15 protein-coding genes are annotated in these 19,458 nt (G+C 65.5%); 5 read left to right on the forward strand and 10 right to left on the reverse strand.

The genetic code is table 11. The features are described from left to right. Positions 1 to 6: 6 nt before the first annotated feature. The 10 genes from PKE85_RS08420 to PKE85_RS08465 form a co-directional block, all read right to left on the reverse strand. Entirely contained in the window at positions 7 to 933 is a 927-nt protein-coding gene (locus PKE85_RS08420) for a hypothetical protein (RefSeq protein ID WP_003167766.1), read from the reverse strand. Between the two features lie 84 nt (positions 934 to 1,017). After that, the gene (locus PKE85_RS08425; RefSeq protein ID WP_003167767.1) at positions 1,018 to 3,351 is read right to left on the reverse strand and encodes a DEAD/DEAH box helicase family protein; all 2,334 of its coding nucleotides are present in this window, start codon (positions 3,349 to 3,351) and stop codon (positions 1,018 to 1,020) included. Continuing rightward, positions 3,351 to 5,351: a site-specific DNA-methyltransferase gene (locus tag PKE85_RS08430; RefSeq protein WP_197413585.1), complete on the reverse strand. Its 2,001-nt coding sequence runs from the start codon at positions 5,349 to 5,351 to the stop codon at positions 3,351 to 3,353. Before PKE85_RS08430 ends, PKE85_RS08425 begins: the two co-directional genes overlap by 1 nt. Positions 5,352 to 5,462: 111 nt before the next feature. Then, positions 5,463 to 5,858: an XRE family transcriptional regulator gene (locus PKE85_RS08435; protein ID WP_003167770.1), complete on the reverse strand. Its 396-nt coding sequence runs from the start codon at positions 5,856 to 5,858 to the stop codon at positions 5,463 to 5,465. After that, positions 5,848 to 6,228 (reverse strand): type II toxin-antitoxin system RelE/ParE family toxin, encoded by a 381-nt coding sequence (locus tag PKE85_RS08440; protein ID WP_003167771.1) that lies wholly within the window; start codon positions 6,226 to 6,228, stop codon positions 5,848 to 5,850. Before PKE85_RS08440 ends, PKE85_RS08435 begins: the two co-directional genes overlap by 11 nt. A 12-nt stretch (positions 6,229 to 6,240) precedes the next feature. Next, on the reverse strand, positions 6,241 to 6,543 hold the full coding sequence (locus PKE85_RS08445; protein ID WP_003167772.1) for a helix-turn-helix domain-containing protein: 303 nt from the start codon (positions 6,541 to 6,543) through the stop codon (positions 6,241 to 6,243). Continuing rightward, complete coding sequence (locus PKE85_RS08450) at positions 6,536 to 7,951, reverse strand: tyrosine-type recombinase/integrase (protein ID WP_003167773.1); 1,416 nt, start codon at positions 7,949 to 7,951, stop codon at positions 6,536 to 6,538. The genes PKE85_RS08445 and PKE85_RS08450 overlap by 8 nt, the downstream gene beginning before the upstream one ends. 305 nt (positions 7,952 to 8,256) lie before the next feature. Continuing rightward, complete coding sequence (locus tag PKE85_RS08455) at positions 8,257 to 10,434, reverse strand: PAS domain-containing sensor histidine kinase (protein WP_271204297.1); 2,178 nt, start codon at positions 10,432 to 10,434, stop codon at positions 8,257 to 8,259. Positions 10,435 to 10,811: 377 nt separating this feature from the next. Continuing rightward, positions 10,812 to 13,445 (reverse strand): aminopeptidase N, encoded by a 2,634-nt coding sequence (gene pepN, locus PKE85_RS08460; RefSeq protein ID WP_271204298.1) that lies wholly within the window; start codon positions 13,443 to 13,445, stop codon positions 10,812 to 10,814. A gap of 89 nt (positions 13,446 to 13,534) precedes the next feature. After that, on the reverse strand, positions 13,535 to 13,999 hold the full coding sequence (locus PKE85_RS08465) for a hypothetical protein (RefSeq protein ID WP_271204299.1): 465 nt from the start codon (positions 13,997 to 13,999) through the stop codon (positions 13,535 to 13,537). A 203-nt stretch (positions 14,000 to 14,202) separates the two neighbouring features. Here PKE85_RS08465 and PKE85_RS08470 point away from each other — a divergent pair, with 203 nt between their 5' ends. The 5 genes from PKE85_RS08470 to trxB all read left to right on the forward strand — a co-directional run bounded on the left by PKE85_RS08470 (position 14,203) and on the right by trxB (position 19,397). Next, positions 14,203 to 15,405, forward strand: a complete 1,203-nt coding sequence (locus tag PKE85_RS08470) for a pyridoxal phosphate-dependent aminotransferase (protein WP_271204300.1) — start codon at positions 14,203 to 14,205, stop codon at positions 15,403 to 15,405. Between the two features lie 173 nt (positions 15,406 to 15,578). After that, positions 15,579 to 16,097, forward strand: a complete 519-nt coding sequence (locus PKE85_RS08475) for a DUF992 domain-containing protein (RefSeq protein ID WP_271204301.1) — start codon at positions 15,579 to 15,581, stop codon at positions 16,095 to 16,097. Between the two features lie 247 nt (positions 16,098 to 16,344). After that, entirely contained in the window at positions 16,345 to 17,334 is a 990-nt protein-coding gene (msrP, locus tag PKE85_RS08480; protein WP_271204302.1) for a protein-methionine-sulfoxide reductase catalytic subunit MsrP, read from the forward strand. A 93-nt stretch (positions 17,335 to 17,427) separates the two neighbouring features. Then, the gene (locus PKE85_RS08485) at positions 17,428 to 18,429 is read left to right on the forward strand and encodes a mitochondrial fission ELM1 family protein (protein WP_309299071.1); all 1,002 of its coding nucleotides are present in this window, start codon (positions 17,428 to 17,430) and stop codon (positions 18,427 to 18,429) included. Next, positions 18,426 to 19,397, forward strand: a complete 972-nt coding sequence (trxB, locus tag PKE85_RS08490; protein ID WP_271204304.1) for a thioredoxin-disulfide reductase — start codon at positions 18,426 to 18,428, stop codon at positions 19,395 to 19,397. Before PKE85_RS08485 ends, trxB begins: the two co-directional genes overlap by 4 nt. Positions 19,398 to 19,458 lie beyond the last annotated feature (61 nt).

The raw sequence follows: 19,458 nt of genomic DNA on the forward strand, positions 1-19,458 counted from the left end.
GGGCGGCTACGACACCTTTTCGCGAAGCCATGACGATAGGCCCGCGTCGAGAATCATACGGGAGAGCTTCTGCGGTCCGAGAAGAACGACGCCGGCAGGAGCATCGTCTTCCGGGATATCTCCGGTGTGCCAGACAAAAAACATACGGTCGTATGCGTCAGCTTGGCTGAGCCGCGCCGCGTAATCACGCAGCCCGCTCGGGGAAGCTTGAGATTTGACTTGAACGAACGCTCGCTCTGCGGTGCTCGGGAGGATGAGTTCGAGGTCCACGGTCTTCTGCGTGCGACCGACTTGGCTCAAGCGTCGCCAACCGCTGGTCGAGAAGACAAGATCGACAAGAAGCTCGAAGTCCTGCCATGTGAGCAGACGCATGAGGCCAACGATCGCAGCTAGCAGCACCCGCTCGGCTTCCTCGGCAGCCGCTACCTCAGGAGCAAGCTCGTCGTTCAGTCTGCGCAATACATAGTCGCTGGCGCGAACATCGCAGATAGTCCCTCGAAACATCTGGACCTTGAGCAGTCTACCTGAGAGCCGATCTGCTGAAAGGACGGTGCCGCCGGCGCTGGTGCTGTGCCATCCGTCTAGTGTGGTGCGGCGATGGCTACGGTCTTCCAATAACTCGACCTCGCCGCCGGGACGGCACCAATAAAGCAAGCCTCCAACGAAGGTGATGAAGATCGACCGGTCGTCGGCTTCATAGAAAGCCCGAATTTGATTGACGTCACGAGTGGCGGCGCCAGCGTCACCACGAATAGCTTTCATCGCTTCCCATACACCCTGCCATTCACCTTTGGAGCAGAGTTCGTGAGGCGCTTCCCGATAGCCAAACCGTATGACGCTGTCGCGCAGACTTTCGGCCTCCCAGTCTCCGCCTCGCCCGAGCTTGATGTAGTAGATTTTCGAGGCTGTGATCGGATGGGATTTGGCCGCCATCAGGTTAGGACCCGTTGACAAGACGTCTACGCGGGGATGCGCAGCGCCCCGGATGGAAGCAAGAGACAATGTCCTGCTGCGGCTTCAAAAGGTGAGTGCCTTCTTGACCGCGGCACGCTCGTCTTCCGCATGTTGAGCGTGCAGCTTGCCAGCTTTCCAGCTCCACACCGTAAAGCCTATCCCGCTCAGCTTGGTGATTTGGCCGGAAGGAGACACTTGGGCTTCTCCTTCCGACACTAGGCGAAGTACGACTTTGGCTGGTTCGCCCAAAGTGTCTATTTCAAACAGCTTGCCTAGCGTCGCATCCGTGAGGAGGTGATCGCCCTTCGTGTCAATGGCGACCACGGTTTTGTCGACCCACACCAAGAAGTCGGGCCAGTACGTTGAGGCCGACGCGAGATCTAACAGTGGCAAATAAAAGCCGCTGTTACGCGGATTGCGTGCCCACACTCGCTGCGACTTATCAAGCGCGCGCGCGAAGCGAAGTTCGAGGGGATTTAAGCCAGAATAGCGGCGATGCAGGGATTTGGAGAATTCTACGGCATCTGCTTCGTCAACAAGGACTGGTCCCACCGAGTACGGGGCGTCAAAGTCATTCTGAAAAATGCGTGAGTTCGATATGTAGCAATCGACAACATCTCTCGCGATTGACCGAATATGGTCGGCTGCCGGGCTTGTGAGCTCGACAAGAGCGTCGAACTTTGGAAGCTCGATATCGACGAGATTGATCGGTCCACCGGCTCTCCTAAGGGCACCGGAATAAAGGCGCTGAAGCTCGCGCCGAAAAATCGCACGCGCCGTCACGCGATTGCTGTGTTCGACTTCGACCCAGTCATAGGTGGCTTCATTGCCGGTCCCGATCTCTTGCAGAACCAGCATGCGACTACCTTGGCCGATGGTGTTCTCACCACCAGATGAAAAGTTCATCATTTTCGAGATAATCGCCGCGATAGGATCCTTTGCATTTGCCGACAGAATGCCAACAGTCGGCACTGTGCGCGGCGGCTCCGGCATGAGCTTTTCAAGGATGCGACCTCGCCCATCCTTCTTTATGCTTAGGCTGATGGCGGGATGCTCATTGAGCAGTTGCGTTCGAACATCATCCAATATCTCGTCAAAAACGCCCCGCTCATCGGAGCGAATGTAGAAATGCGCGGTATTGAGAATGGGGTTCTGATAGTGCTCGGCTCCGGGTTGGCGCAGGACGCGACCGATCACCTGAGTGATCTGCCGTGCTGAGGCCATCTCCTTGTCAATATAAGCGAAGCCGCATGTGGGATCATCCCAACCTTCTTGCAGGCCGAGGTTGAAGATGACGTGCTCGAAGTTGCCTTCTAGGAAGGTGGTATAGTCGTTGTCTCCGCCAGAAAGCAGACGAAGTGACGGCGGCGGTGGAAAGCCTGGCCCAAACTTCAGTTGGCTGTAGATAACGATCTTAGACGGATCAATCCCGGCATTTTCTACGAGGTGGCGCCAAATAAGGATCGGTCGAGCCTGACGATCTGCGAAGGGGCGCTTGACGTCCTCGCTTATAGGGACGCCGTCGACCGTATTTGTGCTGCAGACGTAGATTGCCTTCGGCCTGAAGGGGACGGGAAGGGAGGCGGACGCCTCTTGAGCATCTCCCATGTCAGCCAGCATTGCGTCGATAGCCGTTTCCATCGGAGTGACGTAACCGCCAATCGCGATGCGCTCCTTAACCAACCCGGCATCAACAACGGCGCGGCTTGAAACGGCGGTAGTAAAGCGCTGCTCATTCCAGCCGCGATCATTGCGAAGGCGGGCAATCGTATTTTCAAGCTGGCCAGGTAGCGCCATAGTCGCGCTTGCTGAGATCAGCGCGTCCGGCGAAAGCTCGAGGAGCCGTCTAGTTTGGAGATCCGAGAGGTTGTGACCTTCGTCGTAGACTACAATTAGCGGACGGCGCAGCCCGCCGTGTGTCCGTCGCTTCGCTATGAGGGACCAGAGCGATTCAGAGGCCAAGTCGAGTTGTGCCTGGTAAACGCGCCGGTCTCCTCCCTGACTGTCTTCAACCGCAAATTTGCCGACCGTCGCCACCAACAGAAGCGGCACTGAGTCATCTTCGAGGTCGCTCGGAGCCACCTGTAGAAGCGGCTTCACGTTGAACCCCGGCAGATTGTCAGCGTACTTCCCCGAGGAAAGGTTTGCGTACGCCTGTGAAACGACGATCCGGCCTTTAGATATCCAGAGAACGACGGGCTGGATCGGAAGCCGATCGCGAATCTGCGCGATGGCCTCAGCCAAGATCAGGGTCTTTCCGCTACCGGTGATCGACACCAACGTCTGAAGGAATGGAACCGTCGTTTGACGATCTACCATCAAAGGATTTGCGGCGTACTCGGCAAACCGTTCGGCTATCTGGCTAGACGCCTCTTGCTGAAAACTGAAGGCGTCCATCACATTTCCTGCTCAGACGAGTTGTACTCATCATTCTCATCCAAACCGAGGTGCGCGAGGATGCGGTCCGGTATCTTCCAGAAGCGCACGTTAGGTGACTGAAATGTCTCGTACCTTGCATAAACGTGGTACGGAGGCTTCACACCCGCTCGCTTCCCCTCCGTCACGACGGTCTTGTAGGTATTGAGGTCGAGAGAGCCGACCGGACCCCCGTTGTCCCAAATCAAAAAATAGCCCTCACCCGCATCGTCGGTCCCGATGAGGTACTGGTAGCCCGCACCATCAAAGAAGCTCAAGCTCGGAGCGCTTCTGCGCTGCGTTTCCCAGTGGGACGTAAGCACAATGTCGATCAACTCGCTTCGCTGCATCGATAGAACCGTACGCGCGTCGATCGTCTTCGTTAGCAGCCTATATTCGAAGCCGCCGCCGAGCGGTTCTGCTCGGCTTCCATCTGGCCGTTCGCCGGTTATGGCATTGTGCAAGCGCTTCCATGTAAGAGTGCGAGCGTACTTATCGCCGTTTTCGGGGGCACCTTGCTCAATCAAGATGAACCGTCGGTCCGCTTCCTGCTCCTGGTTGAGCTCTAGCACTGCATGTGCCGTCGAACCGGAGCCGGCGTACGGGTCCATTACGAGACCGGCGGGCGGACACCAGATCTGAATGATCTTCTTTAGCAAGCGCAGTGGCTTGACTGTATCGAAGCCGTGATCCTTCCCAACCACAGCGTCGAGTTCACGTTTTGCCAGGTCTGTATGGCCGGACTCGCCGTGGGCCCAAGCCACTGACCCGATCTCGAAGGGGTCATCGTACTGCTCTTCGTCCCAGAAGGTCGTGGGGACTTTGCCCTCCTTGATCCGATGAAGATGATTCTTTAGCCGAGGCCGGCCGTATCCGGGCCGGCGAGCCTTATCGTCGCGGAAGTATAGCTGGGGCCAATTCCCCGCTTCTCGGCGCCGTTGGGCTTGAATCGCCGCCTTCTTAACGACTGGGTCCTTGGCGGGGTCATAGTTTTCAAGCCGCGTCCCCGCACCCTTCAGGACGAGTGCCTTTCCTCGGCCATCCCCGAGGTCTTTTTCGACGTATTCGCTACCCCACTCAGCAAGCAGCTTACGCGCCTCCGCCTTTGTGAAGTTGACCCAATGTGCGCGTGCCTCGGGCAATTGCCCATCGAATCTGTATTCGCCGTTGGGATAGTGAAGATATCCGGTGACCGGAGACTGAATTGCGTAGGCGGTCTTGTCACGATGCTGCCGCGCCGTCGGATCGCTGGGAATCCAATCGCCGTCAGGGTCATCGTCCAGATTGCGGACCACCCCACGATCCAAGTCGATGCGGCCAGTTTTTGCCCGTGTGCGATCTTTGGCATAAACGAGGACGTACTCGGTAGTCTTCGAGATCGTCTTAGCGTCGTTCTTGGGAGAGTACGCCTTCTGCCAATTAATAATTCCGAGCCTATTCTCCTCACCAAACACTTCATCCAGCATCATTCCGAGATGATATAGCTCGTTGTCGTCTATGCAGATCGCAAGAACGCCCGATGGCTTCAGCATCGCCTTCATCACCTGAAGGCGAGGCATCATTGCCTTGATCCACTTGGTATGGCGCGACCCATCTTCGCGGCCAACAAGCGTACCGAGTTCAGGATCGTTAGGATCACTATCCCAGCGATCATTGTACCGGAAATATTGTCCGGTATTATAGGGTGGGTCCGTGAGAATAAGGTCGACCTCGCCGCGATACTTATACAATGTCACCATTGCTTGAAGGTTTTCGCCTTCAATCAAAAGGTTTTTCGCTTGGTCGATCGCAGGCCCGACATGCAACCGCGGCTCGCGCCGCGTGACTCGAGGACGCACTCGGCGGTAAATTTCCAGAGCTGTGCGCTTTCCATGGAAGCTCAACGCGACGCCATGTGAAAGGAGTCCGCGCACGATTCTTTCAAGGTCATCTCTGTCCAGCTTGGCTAGTTCGCTGCCAAGAGCGTCATTCTCAATGTCCACCCATCACTCCAATCACGCATCGAGACACCACCCGACGCCAGCTGTGTTCTTATTTCGTTCTCGACTATCCGGCGACGTTTGATCCGGTTTAGCGCCTGGTCGGAGGCAGCGCTAACGCGATGTCATGCGGGCCCCAGGATGTCGTTTTCGAGGCCGGGATCGTGCCGATGGAGCCGAGCGCAGGGGCGATAGCCCGATGTCACCTAATGTTTGCAGGTTGATTATCGGGCGAGAAGGGAGCCTCACTGTCAGTTCAAGCTTGCCTCCGACAGCTTCCACGTAACTGCGAAGCGTCGAGAGGTACATGTCGGTTTGCTTTTCGAGCTGAGAGACGGACGGCTGCCTTATGTTCAGCGCCGACGCGATGTCCGCTTGAGCCTTGCCTGTAATACGACGGAGTTCGCGCAGGCCATCAACCTCCTGCTTCAACTCGTGATAACGAGCTTCAATCGCTTCCTGCTCGTCAGCCGGCAACGCTGCCACGATTTCAGTCAAGCTACGGCCCATTTCGTTTGCTTTCCTTAGCGGACTTCAGGCTTTCCAGATGCTCGGAAAACCGTAGATCCGCCTTTGCGATCAGCGTCCTGTAGAAGCGCTTCTGACTGACGCCAGATTTGTCGCCCGCTACAAGGACGATGGCCTTTCGCTTGGGATCGAAGGCGAAGGCCGCACGCCATTCGCCATCGCCGCCCTCGAACCGCAGCTCCTTCATATTGGGGTGTTTCGATCCCTTGAGCGTGTCGGCGTGAGGCCGGCCAAGCTGCGGACCGTAGTCGGCCAACAGCCTGGCGGCGGCGATCAACGCGACGCGGACGTCACGCTCAAGAGTCAGAACCTCCGCCTCGAAGGCTGGGTGGAATTCGACCTCCCATTCCATATAGGTTGGAACCTATATTCGGTCAATGGGGAGGATACGCGGGGCGGCAGGCGAAGCCGTCGTCGCGCGCCGGCAGCTCTCGGCCCACGCGTCGAGATCGTCGACCGCATAGCGCACCCATTTCCCGAACTTGTGAAAGACGGGACCGCCGCCCAGCGAACGATAGCATTCGAGGGTGTGAGCCTCGATCGCCAGGTAGCGCGCGGCGGCCTCCGTATCGACAAACCGAATCGGGCCGGCATCGTCGACGAACTTCGCGCGCCTGAGGATATCAGGCGTAGGCCACCGGCGTTGAGACTGTGACTTCTCAGCCATGGGTCGCCTCCTTCGCCTCGGCGCGCTTGGTGCCGGGAGGAACGCCGCGGTTCTCGCCGCTGCGGTGGCGATACGGTCGATAGTTTCCGACGCGTGTGCGCGAGGTATAGGCCCCATCGTCGAAGCCAAGCGGCTTGCCGTCCGGCCCGGTCGGCGCCAGCTCGATCTGAGTTGGTGGTGCGATGGTCGGCTGCTCGGGCGGCACGACAATTGGCGCTGGAGCCGGGGCAGGCTTGCCACCCACCACCGACAGGCGCCGCTGAGCCACCGCCTCGGCCGCTGCCCGTACCGGGTCATCCTCGGTATGGACGTACTTCATGAACATCGTGACGGTCTTGTGCGCCGTCAGCGCCATCCCGACCTTCACCGGGACGCCGGAATTGGCGATGTCCGTGGCCGAGCGGTGGCGAATGCCGTGGGTGCCGATATGCGGCAGCCCGGCGCGCTGCAGGATGCGACGCCAGCCCTGATAATAGGTGTGCTTCGACATCGGCAGGTTGGGGTCGAAGACCGACGGGCAGACAAACGCCGACTCTTCCAGCCGGGGCGCGGTTTCGAAGAGCCGGATCGCCTCGGCGCTCATCGGCTTGGACATGCCCCCGGTCTTGCTGTCGGGCCAGACGACGCGGTGATTGTCGAAATCGATCCACTCCCATTCGAGATTGAGGATCTCGGACATGCGCGCCGCGAATTCGAACTGGAGCCGGATCGCGAGAAGGATGAAGGGATGCTCAAGACCCTCCGCCTCAGCGCGCGCGAGGTAGGCGAAGAGCTTCTTCATCTCGCCGTCGGTGATCAGCCGGGTCTTTCCCCGTTCCGGGAACTTCGGCACGTGGCGGCATGGGTTCGACCCATCCGGGCGCATGCCCCAGACCTCGGCCATGTTGAACATCTTCCGCACGGCCGCGAGAACGCGGTTGGCGTTGGTCGGCTTCTTCGACATCTTCTTCATCAGGTTCGAGATGTCGGCGCGCGTGACGTCAGGCACCTTCAGTTGGCCGAGCACCGGGATGATGTAGCGCTTGCCGTAGCCGCGGTTCGAATGGACGGTGGACGGCTTGTTGCGGGTCTCCGAGTAGTCGGTGATGAAGCGGTCGAAGAGTTCCTTGACCGTGGGCGCCTGGCGGGCGGTCGCCCGTTCGGCGCTTGGATCGACACCGCGGCGGACTTCGGCCAGCCAGTCCTGGGCGATCCCCCGAGCCTGCTCGACGGTAATCTCACCGTAGCGGCCGATAGCGGGCTTTCGGCGCTGCCCATTGTGGGCAACATAGGCGACCATGAAAATCTTGCGGCCAGTCGGGGTGACCTTGACAAGGAACCCAGGTATCGTCGTATCGCGGAGTTCGTAATCGCGCTCCTTCGGGGTTGCGGCGTCGACAGCGGTCTTTGTGAGCTTGATTTTGGGCATTCCTAACCTCCGTTGAGGTCGGATTTCAGGTGCAGAATAGGTGCACCTAGAAAGCCAACCGTAGCGTACGTCCGGCTAGGTATGTGTGCTCTGAGAACCGAAAAAAGCTAGTGCTGACAATCGGTTATCGGGAAAACGGATACTGCCGGATACACAAAGGATAGGGCATATCCGGTCTCTCAAAATCCGCCATCCTCACAGATATGTCGGTTCGAGTCCGACCGCCCGCACCATCTCCTTATCCCTGATCCGACGTCGTCCGAAGCGGCCGTTCCCGTTCGGGGAGCCGTTCCGGCGAAGCGGCGTCAGAGCAGCTCGTCTTCCGGCATGGGCTGGTCGGCCCGCAGCGGCAGGCGCACCAGGACCACGGTGCCGGCGCCCACGGTGGAGCGGATGCGCATGGCGCCGCCGTGGAGTTCGGTCAGCGAGCGGGAGATGGCGAGGCCGAGGCCCGAGCCCTTGTGGCTCTTGGAGAACTGGCTCTCCACCTGCTCGAACGGGCGGCCGAGCTTGGGCAGCGCCTCCTTGGGGATGCCGATGCCGGTGTCCTCGATGTAGAGGTTCATGGCGCCGCCGACGGCGCGGGTGCGCACGGTGATGCGGCCGCCCGCGGGCGTGAACTTGACCGCGTTCGAGAGCAGGTTGAGCAGGATCTGCTTCAGCGCCCGGCGGTCCACCTCCACGGTCACGCCGGTGGCGGCCTCGGCGCGCAGCGCGATCGACTTCTCCTCGGCGCGGGGCGTGATGACGCGCATGGCGTCCAGCACCACCTTGTCGATGTCGATGGTCTGGCGGGTGATGCCGAAGCGCCCGGCCTCGATCTTCGACATGTCCAGCACGTCGTTGATGACGTCGAGCAGGTGCTGGCCGCTCTCGCGGATGTCGCGGCAGTATTCGTAGTATTTCTCGGAGCCGAGATCGCCGAACATGCCGGACTCCATGATCTCCGAGAAGCCGATGATGGCGTTGAGCGGCGTGCGCAGCTCGTGGGAGATGTTGGCCAGGAAGTCGGACTTGGCCTTGGAGGCGCTTTCGGCCTCGCTCTTCTGCTCGGCGTATTTCTCGGCGAGGTCGGCGAGCTGCTGGGCCTGCACCTCCAGCGTCTGGCGGGATTTGCGCAGGTCGGCGACGTTGGCGATCAGGGCGCGCTCGCTCTCCATCAGCCGCTCCTCCTGCCGCTTGAGCGAGGTGATGTCGGTGCCGACCGAGACGAAGCCGCCGTCCTTGGTGCGGCGCTCGTTGATGTGCAGCCAGCGCCCGTCCTCGATCTGGGCGTCGTAGGTGCGGGCGCCTTCCTCCACGCGGCCTTCGGGCTTCACTGGCGTCACGATCACCGGCTGGCGTCCGACCGCGATGATGTCGTCGCGCCGGGCGCCGGGGAACACGGAGCCCTCGTTCAGCTCGTAGAGGTGCTGGAACTTGGAGTTGCACATCACCAGGCGGTTGTCGCTGTCCCACAGCACGAACGCCTCGGAGATGGTCTCGATGGCGTCGCGCAGGCGCATGTCGGCGGTGGCGGTGCGCTCCGCCAGCGTGCGCTGCTCGGTGACGTCGACGCAGATGCCGATCAGCCGCGGGCCGTCGTCGCCGGCGTTGCGCACCAGTTCGCCGCGGGCGCGCAGCCACATCCATTCGCCGCGGGCGTCGCGGATGCGGAACATGCGGTCGATGGTGGTGGTGGCCCCGCGGGCGATCTCGTCGGCGAGGGCGTAGAAGTCGCTGTCCTCGGGATGGATCAGCGCGTTGAACTCGCCGAAGGAGATCAGCGCGTCGCGGGCCGGATAGCCCATCAGCTCGAACAGCGAGCGCGACCAGAAGATGCGGCCCCTGGCCACGTCCCAGTCGAACAGGCCGCAGCGGCCGCGGGCGAGCGCGGTGTCCACCCGCTGGCGCATGTCGTCATTGGCGCCGGCGGCGCTGCGGGCGCGGGCGGCCTGCCAGTGGAAGGCGAGGCCCAGCAGCGCCAGCGCAAAGCCGGAGGCGGCGAACAGGGTGATGCTGGAGCGGGCGCCGGCGCGCCAGCCTTCCAGCGCGGAATCGACGCTCTGCACCAGCGCCACCTGCGCGGCGCGGCCCGGCGCCAGGCCGCGCACCGTGGCGAGCGCGGTCTCGCCGCTGGGCAGCGTCAGCGTCATCACGCCGGCGCGCTCGCCGAAGGTGGTCAGCGGCTGGGTGGCGCCGAGCAGGGTCACCAGGTCGTCGGGCAGGGCGCCTTCCGGCGCGCCCAGCGCCGCGATCACCCGCCCGGCCTCGTCGGTGACGTAGACCCGCCGGCCGCGCTCGTTGATCTGGCGGGGCAGGGCGGCGGTCAGCGCCTCGGTCATGGCCGGTCCGGCGCGTCCCGAAAGACGAGGCATGTCGTGGGCGGCGACGGCGGCGAGAAGTTCCAGCTCGTCGGAGGCGGAGCGCAGCGCGGCGGAGCGCACCTCGATCGCCTGAAGCGCGGCGCCGGCCCCCACCAGCAGCAGAAACATGCCGATCATGGCCGGCACGATTCGCCGCAGAACAGGCTCTATCTGATCAGCCTGCGCGGCGTCGACCCTGAAGACTTGCAAAAATCTTGTAACGCCAAGACTACGCACAGGCGTTTCTGCCACGTCGGCGCGCGCCATCGCAGAGTCCTTCCGGTCGAATTGTAGTGAAGTCGACCGGAGATGAGCCGCACAGACCGAATCGACTTCGCTATTAGAATCAATGCGGAGCGTGTCTGTCCAGCGCGAATTAACCGACGATTAATTACTTTGCCTGGCGCGGCGGGAAACGTGAGTCCGCAGAGTCACTTGGGCCGGGATCACATCTGCACAAGCGGTGGAAGGCGCCGCCGCGACGGGGCGGCGGCGTCTCCGTACGGCGATCCGCGTCAGCCGAGCGCGCGGCGGGCGATGTCGCCCACGTCCGGCGACAGGCCGGGAGCCGCGGCGACGCCGCGCAGCGCGTCCTCGGCCCTGGCGCGGCGGCCGGGCTCCAGCGCCCGCCAGGTCTTGAACGCGCCGAGGATGCGTGCGGCGACCTGGGGGTTGATGCGGTCGAGGACCAGCGCCGTCTCGGCTACGAAGGCGTAGCCGGCGCCGTCCGCGCGGTTGAACTGGGTCGGGTTGCCGCCGAAGGCGCCGACCAGCGAGCGCACCCGGTTGGGGTTGCGGATGTCGAAGCGCGGCCCCGCCATCAGCGCCTTCACCCGGTCGAGCGTGGCGGGCAGGGGCGTCGCGGCCTGGATCAGCAGCCACTTGTCCATCAGCAGGGGATCGTCGCCGTAATCCGCCTCGAAGGCGGCGAGGGCTGCGGCGCGGGCGTCGCTTTCGTGCAGCGACAGGATCTGCAGCGCCATGATCCGGTCGGTCATGTTGGTGGCGCCGTCGTAGAGCGCCTTGGCGCGGGCGACGCCCTCGGCCGCGCCGTCGGCGGCCAGCAGGTCGAGCGCCGCGATCTTCAGCGCGCGCCGGCCGGCGGAGGCGGCGTCGGGGGAATAGGCGCCGGTCTCGGAGAGGCGCTCGTAGGCCGCGGCCGCCGCGTCGCCGAGGCGGGCGGCGAGATCGCGCTTCAGCGCCCGGCGGGCGGCGTGGATGGCGTCCGGGTCCACCTCGTCGCCGATCTCGCGGGCGACGTCGCCCTCGCTCGGCAGCCCCGCCACCTGGGCGGCGTAGGCGTGGTCGGTCTCGTCCGGGGCGAAGGCGCGGCCGATGGCGTCGGCGATGCGCGGCTCCTCCGGCTGGGGACGGCTGGCGCGCAGCGCTGCGACCCGCGCCACGAGGTTGCGCAGCGCCACCGTCTGGCCCGCCTGCCAGCGGTTGAACGGATCGGCGTCGTGGGCCGCGAGGAACAGATAGTCGTCGTCCGTGAGGTCGGCGGCGACCTTCACCGGCGCTGAGAAGTTGCGGAACAGCGAGGCCACCGGCCGCGCGGCCACGTTCTCGAACGTCACCCGGGTCACGGGCTCGGTCAGCTCGATCACGGGGCTCGCGGCCGCGCCGCCGACGGTGAGCGGCAGGTCGGCGCCGTCCGGCCCGACCAGGCCCACCACCATGGGAATGACGGCGGGCTGCTTCACCGGCTGGCCGGGGGTGGGCGGCACGGTCTGCGCCGCCTCGATGGCGAAGGTCTTCGCGGCCGCGTCATAGGCGGTGCGGATCTCCACCGTCGGCGTGCCCGCCTGCCGGTACCACAGCATGAACCGCCCGAGGTCGCGGCCCGAGACCTCGGCGAAGCAGGCCACGAACTGCTCGATGGTGCAGGCTTCGCCGTCGTGGCGGTCGAAATAGAGGTCCATGCCGGCCTTGAAGGCGTCCGGCCCGATCAGGACCTTCAGCATGCGGATGACCTCGGCGCCCTTCTCGTAGACGGTGGGCGTGTAGAAGTTGTTGATCTCGGCGTAGGCCTCCGGCCGCACCGGGTGGGCGAGCGGGCCGGAATCCTCCGCGAACTGGGAGGCGCGCAGGTTGCGCGCGTCCATGATGCGCTTCACGGGGCGCGAGCGGGTGTCGGAGGTGAACTCCTGATCCCGGAAGACGGTGAGGCCTTCCTTCAGGCAGAGCTGGAACCAGTCGCGGCAGGTGATCCGGTTGCCGGTCCAGTTGTGGAAGTATTCGTGGGCGATGATCGCTTCGATGTTGGCGTAGTCGCCGTCGGTGGCGGTTTCAGGCGACGCCAGCACGTATTTGTCGTTGAAGACGTTGAGGCCCTTGTTCTCCATCGCCCCCATGTTGAAGTGGGAGACGGCGACGACCATGAACACGTCAAGGTCGTATTCCCGGCCGAACGCCTCTTCGTCCCAGCGCATGGAGCGCTTGATGGCGTCCATGGCGTAGGCGGCGCGGTCCTCGCGGCCGTGCTCCACGAACACCTTCAGCGCCACGTCGCGGCCTGAAGCCGTGACGAAGCGGTCCTCCACCACGCCGAGATCGCCCGCCACCAGCGCGAACAGGTAGGACGGCTTCGGGTGCGGATCGCGCCACACCGCGAAGTGGCGGCCGTCGCCGGCGTCGCCGGTCTCCACGAGGTTGCCGTTCGACAGCAGGACCGGCGTCTCCGCCTTCGGACCCTCGACGCGGGTGGTGTAGACCGCGAGCACGTCCGGGCGGTCGAGGAAATAGGTGATGCGGCGGAAGCCCTCGGCCTCGCACTGGGTGGTGTAGGCGCCGTTGGAGCGGTAGAGCCCCATCAGCCGGGTGTTGGCGGTGGGGTCGATCTCGGTGACCACGGTGAGCTCGAACGGCCCGCGCGGCGGATTGGCGAGGGTCAGCCGCTCCGGCGCGGCCTCGATGGCGTCGTCGTCGAGCGGAACGCCGTCGATCGCGACCGAGACCAGCTTCAGCTCGTCGCCGTCGAGCACGAGCGCAGCCCCCTCGCGGCCGTCCGGGTTCGGCCGCACCTTCAGCGTCGCGGTGACGCGGGTGGCGACGGGATCGAGCCGCACGTCCAGATCGACCGTGTCGATCAGGAAGTCGGAGGGACGGTAATCGGCGAGGCGAACGAGCTGGGGATCCTCGGCGCGCATGGGCGTTCCTCCGTCAGGCCTTGAAAGCGAGCGGGTTGTTTAGGCCCGCCCGCAAGGCCCGCGCAAGGCCGCCCCGCCCGGAGGCGCGGTCACTTGAGCGTCGTGGTCTTCCCCGTGGCCTCGGGCGCGTTCGGGGCCGGCTCCAGCGCGTAGGAGACGATGCCCTGGTTCATGCCGCCATATGTGACGCGATAGGCGCCCATGATGCGGGGCGGGTTCGCCTGCACGCCTTCGCCCTTCATCACGAACAGCTCGAACCGGTCGCCGGGCGCCTTCGGGGCGGCGTTTGGATCGCGCGGCTCGGCCAGGAACACCGAGACGCCGCCGGGGCCGCCGTCCATCTTCAGCTCCGCCTTTTTCGAACGGGAGCCCGTCAGCACGGCCACGTCCACCCGCACCAGCCTGTCCATGTGGCGGTCGGCGAAGGCGCGCAGCTCGCTGAAGTTGGCCGCGCGGATCTGGCCGGCGAGGCGGGCCGCGTCTTCGGCGCGGGCCGCGCCGGGCGCCAGAAGGGCGGCGGCGAGCGCAAGCGCCGCGAAGGTTCGGGTCTGCATCTGCGATCTCCTGTGACGGTCCGGTCGCATGTGTCGGCGCCCATCCGGGCGGCGCCCCTCGTGTTCGATTGATAATCGCGCCGGTGGTGGGGCTGCAACCCGGCCATGCCATCGGCGCGGGCCTTGCGTTTTGGCGGTTGCGCCTAAAGGCTTACGCGCCTAGGGTCCGCGGCGTTTTGAACGCCTGCCGGAGCACCCTGAAAATGGCATTCCTCGCCGACGCGCTCTCGCGCGTGAAGCCGTCCGCCACGATCGCCGTCAGCCAGAAGGCCCGCGACCTGAAAGCCCAGGGGCGCGACGTGATCGGCCTCGGCGCCGGCGAGCCCGATTTCGACACTCCGCAGAACATCAAGGACGCGGCGATCGACGCCATCCGCCGCGGCGAGACCAAGTACACCCCCGTGGCCGGCATCCAGCCGCTGCGGGAGGCGATCGCGCAGAAGTTCAAGCGCGAGAACGGCCTCGACTACAAGGCCTCGCAGACGCTGGTGGGCACCGGCGGCAAGCAGATCCTCTACAACGCCTTCGTGGCCACGCTGAACCCCGGCGACGAGGTGATCATCCCGGCGCCGTACTGGGTGAGCTACCCGGAGATGGTGCTGCTCAACGGCGGCACGCCGGTGTTCGTGGAGACGAAGCTCGAGGAGAACTTCAAGGTCCGCCCCGAGGCGCTCGAGGCCGCCATCACCCCGAAGACCAAGTGGGTGCTGCTGAACTCGCCGTCGAACCCGTCCGGCGCGGCCTACAGCCACGACGAGATCAAGGGCCTGACCGACGTGCTGCTCCGCCACCCCCATGTGTGGGTGCTCACCGACGACATGTACGAGCATCTGGTGTTCGGCGGCTTCCAGTTCGCCACGCCCGCGCAGGTGGAGCCGGCGCTCTACGAGCGCACGCTCACCATGAACGGCGTCTCCAAGGCCTATTGCATGACCGGCTGGCGCATCGGCTACGCCGCAGGCCCCGACAAGCTGATCAAGGCCATGGAGATGGTGCAGGGCCAGCAGACCTCGGGCGCCTGCTCCATCGCCCAGTGGGCGGCGCTGGAGGCGCTGTCCGGTCCGCAGGACTTCCTGCCGGGCTTCCGCACCGCCTTCGAGCGTCGCCGCGACCTGGTGGTGTCGATGCTGAACCAGGCCAACGGCCTCAACTGCCCGACGCCGGAAGGCGCGTTCTACGTCTATCCATCCTGCAAGGACACGATCGGCAAGACCGCGCCCTCGGGCAAGGTGATCGAGACCGACGAGGACTTCGTGTCCGAGCTGCTGCAGGCGGAAGGCGTCGCCGTGGTTCACGGCTCGGCCTTCGGCCTCGGGCCGAACTTCCGCATCTCCTACGCCACGGCGGACGAGGTGCTGGAGCAGGCCTGCGTCCGCATCCAGCGCTTCTGCGGCGCTCTGCGCTGACGCCCGACGGGCCGACGGTCTGAAAATGTGAAGGCCCGCCGTTCCGACGGCGGGCCTTTTTCGTTCGGCGCCGCGCAGGCGGAAGGCCCAGCCGGCGCGCCAGCGCTGACGGTCCGGAACGCTTTCCGGCCGCCGCACGTTTCGCCTGCAGCGAAAGCCAACGGGAGTACGTCATGTCGATCGGTCTGAAGAGCCTTGCGGCGGTGGCCGCGCTGGCGACCGGATGCGGGGCGGCGCTCGCCGCCGATGCGGTCCATCCCTCCGTGGTCATCCAGAAGGAAGCCCGTTCCGGCGTTCAGGTCGGCGTGCTGAGCTGCAAGTCGCCGGGCTCCATCGGCTACATCCTCGGCTCGTCCAAGGAGCTGGCCTGCGAGTACCGGCCCGCCGGCGCCCGTTATCCGGTCGACGCCTATCTGGGCACGCTGGGCAAGATCGGCGTGGACGTGGGCGCCACGGGACCGAGCGTGCTGCAATGGGCCGTGGTCGCCCATTCGGACGCCATCGGGCCGGGCGATCTCGCCGGCAGCTACCGCGGCGCGTCGGCGAGCGCCGCGGCGCTGGTCGGCGGCGGCGCCAACGTGCTGGTGGGCGGCTCCCGCTCCACCATCTCGCTGCAGCCGCTGAGCCTCGAAGGCCAGACCGGCATCAGCGTCGCGGCGGGACTGTCCACGCTGCGTCTCGACCCGATCTGAGCGACGGCGGCCGCCGCTCACCGCGGGCTCTCTACGTATGCCCGCGCCTTCGCGCGGGCATCCATGACTTGCCCTTGGGGCGCAAACGTCGACGTCCAAGTCGTGGATGCCCGAGGCAAGCTCGGGCATGACGGTTGAGATGCCGGCTTTACGGCGGAACCGCCCCCATCGCGGCCCGACGTGTCATCCTTCCGCCGCTCTCGGCCGTAAACATCGGACCAGACCGCCGGCGGGAGGACCCCACCCTATGCACATCCTGCGCAAACCCTCCTGGGCGTTGCCCGACAGCGCGGCGACGCCCGAGGAGGTGGTTCTCAGCCGCCGGGCGCTGTTCGGCGCGGGCCTCGCCGGCGCCGCGGCGCTGGCGTCGTCGCCCGCGCGCGCCGGCTGGCTGTTCGGCGGAAGCGAGGCGCCCGTCGCCCCCGAGCCCGATCCGAGCGCCGGTCTCTACCCGCTCAAGCGCAATCCGGCCTATGCGCTCGACCGGGCGGTGACGCCGGAGGCGATCAATCTCGGCTACAACAACTTCTACGAGTTCGGGACCAGCAAATACATCGCCGACGAGGCGCAGAAGCTGCGGCTGCGGCCCTGGACGCTGAAGATCGGCGGGTTGGTGGAGCAGCCGCGCGAGGTGGGGATCGACGACCTGCTGAAAGCCCTGCCGCTGGAGGAGCGGCTCTACCGCCACCGCTGCGTGGAGGCCTGGGGCATGGCGCTGCCGTGGAGCGGGATTCCGTTGAAAAGCTTCGTGGACTGGGCGCGGCCGCTTGGCTCGGCGAAATATGTGCGCTTCACCACCTTTCTGGACCCGGAGGTGGCGAGCGGCCAGCGCAGCCCGCTGTATGACTGGCCCTATGTGGAGGGCCTGACCATGGCGGAGGCCGCCAGCGAGCTCGCGTTTCTGGCCACCGGCGCCTACGGCAAGCCGCTGGCGAAGCAGATGGGGGCGCCGCTTAGACTGGCGGTCCCGTGGAAGTACGGCTTCAAGTCGGTGAAGTCGATCGTGGCCATCGACTTCGTGGAGCAGCGGCCCAGCACGCTGTGGGCCGCGGCGGGGCCGCGGGAGTACGGATTCTGGGCCAATGTGAACCCGGAGGTCGCCCATCCCCGCTGGAGCCAGGCGCGGGAGCGGGTTCTGGGGACCGACGAGACCCGTCCGACGCTGCTCTACAACGGCTACGGCGAACAGGTGGCGGGGCTGTACGCCGGGGTGACGGGCGAAAAACTGTTCATGTGACGGCGGATTGAACACGCGCTGCGTCGTTTCGACGATTGTCGAGCGCTTGCATCGCACGCCCGCGCAGACCACAGTCCGCCCATGCGCGCATGGGTGTTGACCGATGGGAAAGCCGGCGACGAGCAACCCTGCCTCGGGGTCGCCGAAGCCGTCGCCGATCGCATCGAGCGCCGCCGCGTCCATCCCCGCGCGCCCTGGGTGTGGCTCGCGCCCTGGGGGCCGCTCGACCCCCGCGACGCGCCCGACCGCTACGGCAGCCCCATCGCGCCCGCGGCGGGGGAGGGCTGGCCCGATCTGGTGGTCGCGGCGGGCCGTCGGGTCGTGCCCCATCTCAGGCGGGTGAAGGCCGCGTCCGGAGGCAAGACCATCACCGTGTTCCTGCGCGACGCCCGCGCCGGCTGCGGGATCGCGGACATCGTCTGGGTTCCCGAGCACGACCGGCTGCGCGGTCCGAACGTCATCGTCACCCCCACCAGCCCCCACCGCATCCGGCCCGTGCGTCTGGCGGCCGCGCGCGGCGCGCCGCCGCTGGTGGACCCTTCGGTGGTCGGTCCCCGGGTCGGCGTGCTGCTCGGCGGCGACACGCGGCACAGCCGCTTCACGGACGAGGACATCGACCGGCTGGTGGCGGGACTGACCCGGCTCAAGGCCGACGGCGCGGTGCTGATGGCGACCGCCTCCCGCCGCACGCCTCCGCGTCTGGCGGCCGCGGTGGAGGGCATAGCCCATCATCTATGGAACGGAACCGGGGATAACCCCTATATCTCGTTGCTGGCGCAGTCGGAGGCCCTCGTCGTGACGGCGGATTCCACCAATATGGTGGGCGAAGCGGTCGCGACCGGCGCGCCCGTCATGGTGTTCGAGCCCTCGGGCGGGCGTCGCAAGACGCGCGTCTTCCTCGACCGCCTGACGGAGCTCGGCGTGATCCGGCCCTTCCGGGGGCGGATCGAGCGCTACGCCTACGATCCGATCGACTCCACGCCGGAGATCGCCCGGGCCATCGAGGCTCTGGCCGCGACGCGCCACATCCTGCGCAGCGACGCCGCCGCCGAATGGCCGGCGCCGTCGCGCGAAACGAACGGACGAACGAAATGACCAACGCCCCCGCTCCCCGCCATGAGCGCCTCATCATCCTCGGCTCCGGCCCGGCGGGCTGGACCGCCGCGGTCTACGCCGCCCGCGCCATGCTGCAGCCGCTGGTGATCTCCGGCCTGCAGCCGGGCGGCCAGCTCACCATCACCACCGACGTGGAGAATTACCCGGGCTTCGCCGAGCCGATCCAGGGGCCGTGGCTGATGGAGCAGATGCAGACTCAGGCCGAGCGCATGGGCGCCCGCACACTCTTCGACCATGTGGCGAAGGTGGATCTGTCGCGCCGGCCCTTCGCGCTGGAGACGGAGTCGAACGGCGTCATCACCTGCGACGCGCTGGTGGTGGCCACCGGCGCCCAGGCCAAGTGGCTCGGCCTCGACAGCGAGGAGCGCTTCAAGGGCTACGGCGTCTCCGCCTGCGCCACCTGCGACGGCTTCTTCTTCCGCAACAAGCAGGTGGTCGTGGTCGGCGGCGGCAACACCGCGGTGGAGGAGGCGCTGTTCCTCACCAACTTCGCCTCCAAGGTCACGGTGGTGCACCGGCGCGAGAGCTTCCGGGCGGAGCGCATCCTGCAGGATCGGCTGTTCGCCCATCCCAAGGTCGAGGTGATCTGGAACGCCACCATCGCCGAGGTGCAGGGCGGCGGGCAGCCGCTCAAGGTGGAGGGCGTGAAGCTGGTGGACGTGCGCACCGGCCAGCCGAGCGCGATCGCTTGCGACGGCGTGTTCGTGGCCATCGGCCACGCGCCGGCGACCGAGCTGTTCCGCGGCCAGCTCGACATGAAGCCGTCCGGCTATCTCGCCGTGCGGCCGGGGACGTCGCTCACCAACGTGCCGGGCGTGTTCGCGGCCGGCGACGTGGCGGACGAGACCTACCGGCAGGCGGTGACCGCCGCCGGCATGGGCTGCATGGCCGCGCTCGACGCCGAGCGGTTCCTTGCGGCCGACGAGGCGGCGCGGCACGCGGCCTGACGCGATCGATCCCGGCGAGGCGGCGCGTGGCCGCCCCGCCGCCCGCCCATCAACAGCGGCG

It is taken from the genome of Methylopila jiangsuensis (assembly GCF_027922305.1).
Lineage (GTDB): Bacteria > Pseudomonadota > Alphaproteobacteria > Rhizobiales > Methylopilaceae > Methylopila > Methylopila jiangsuensis.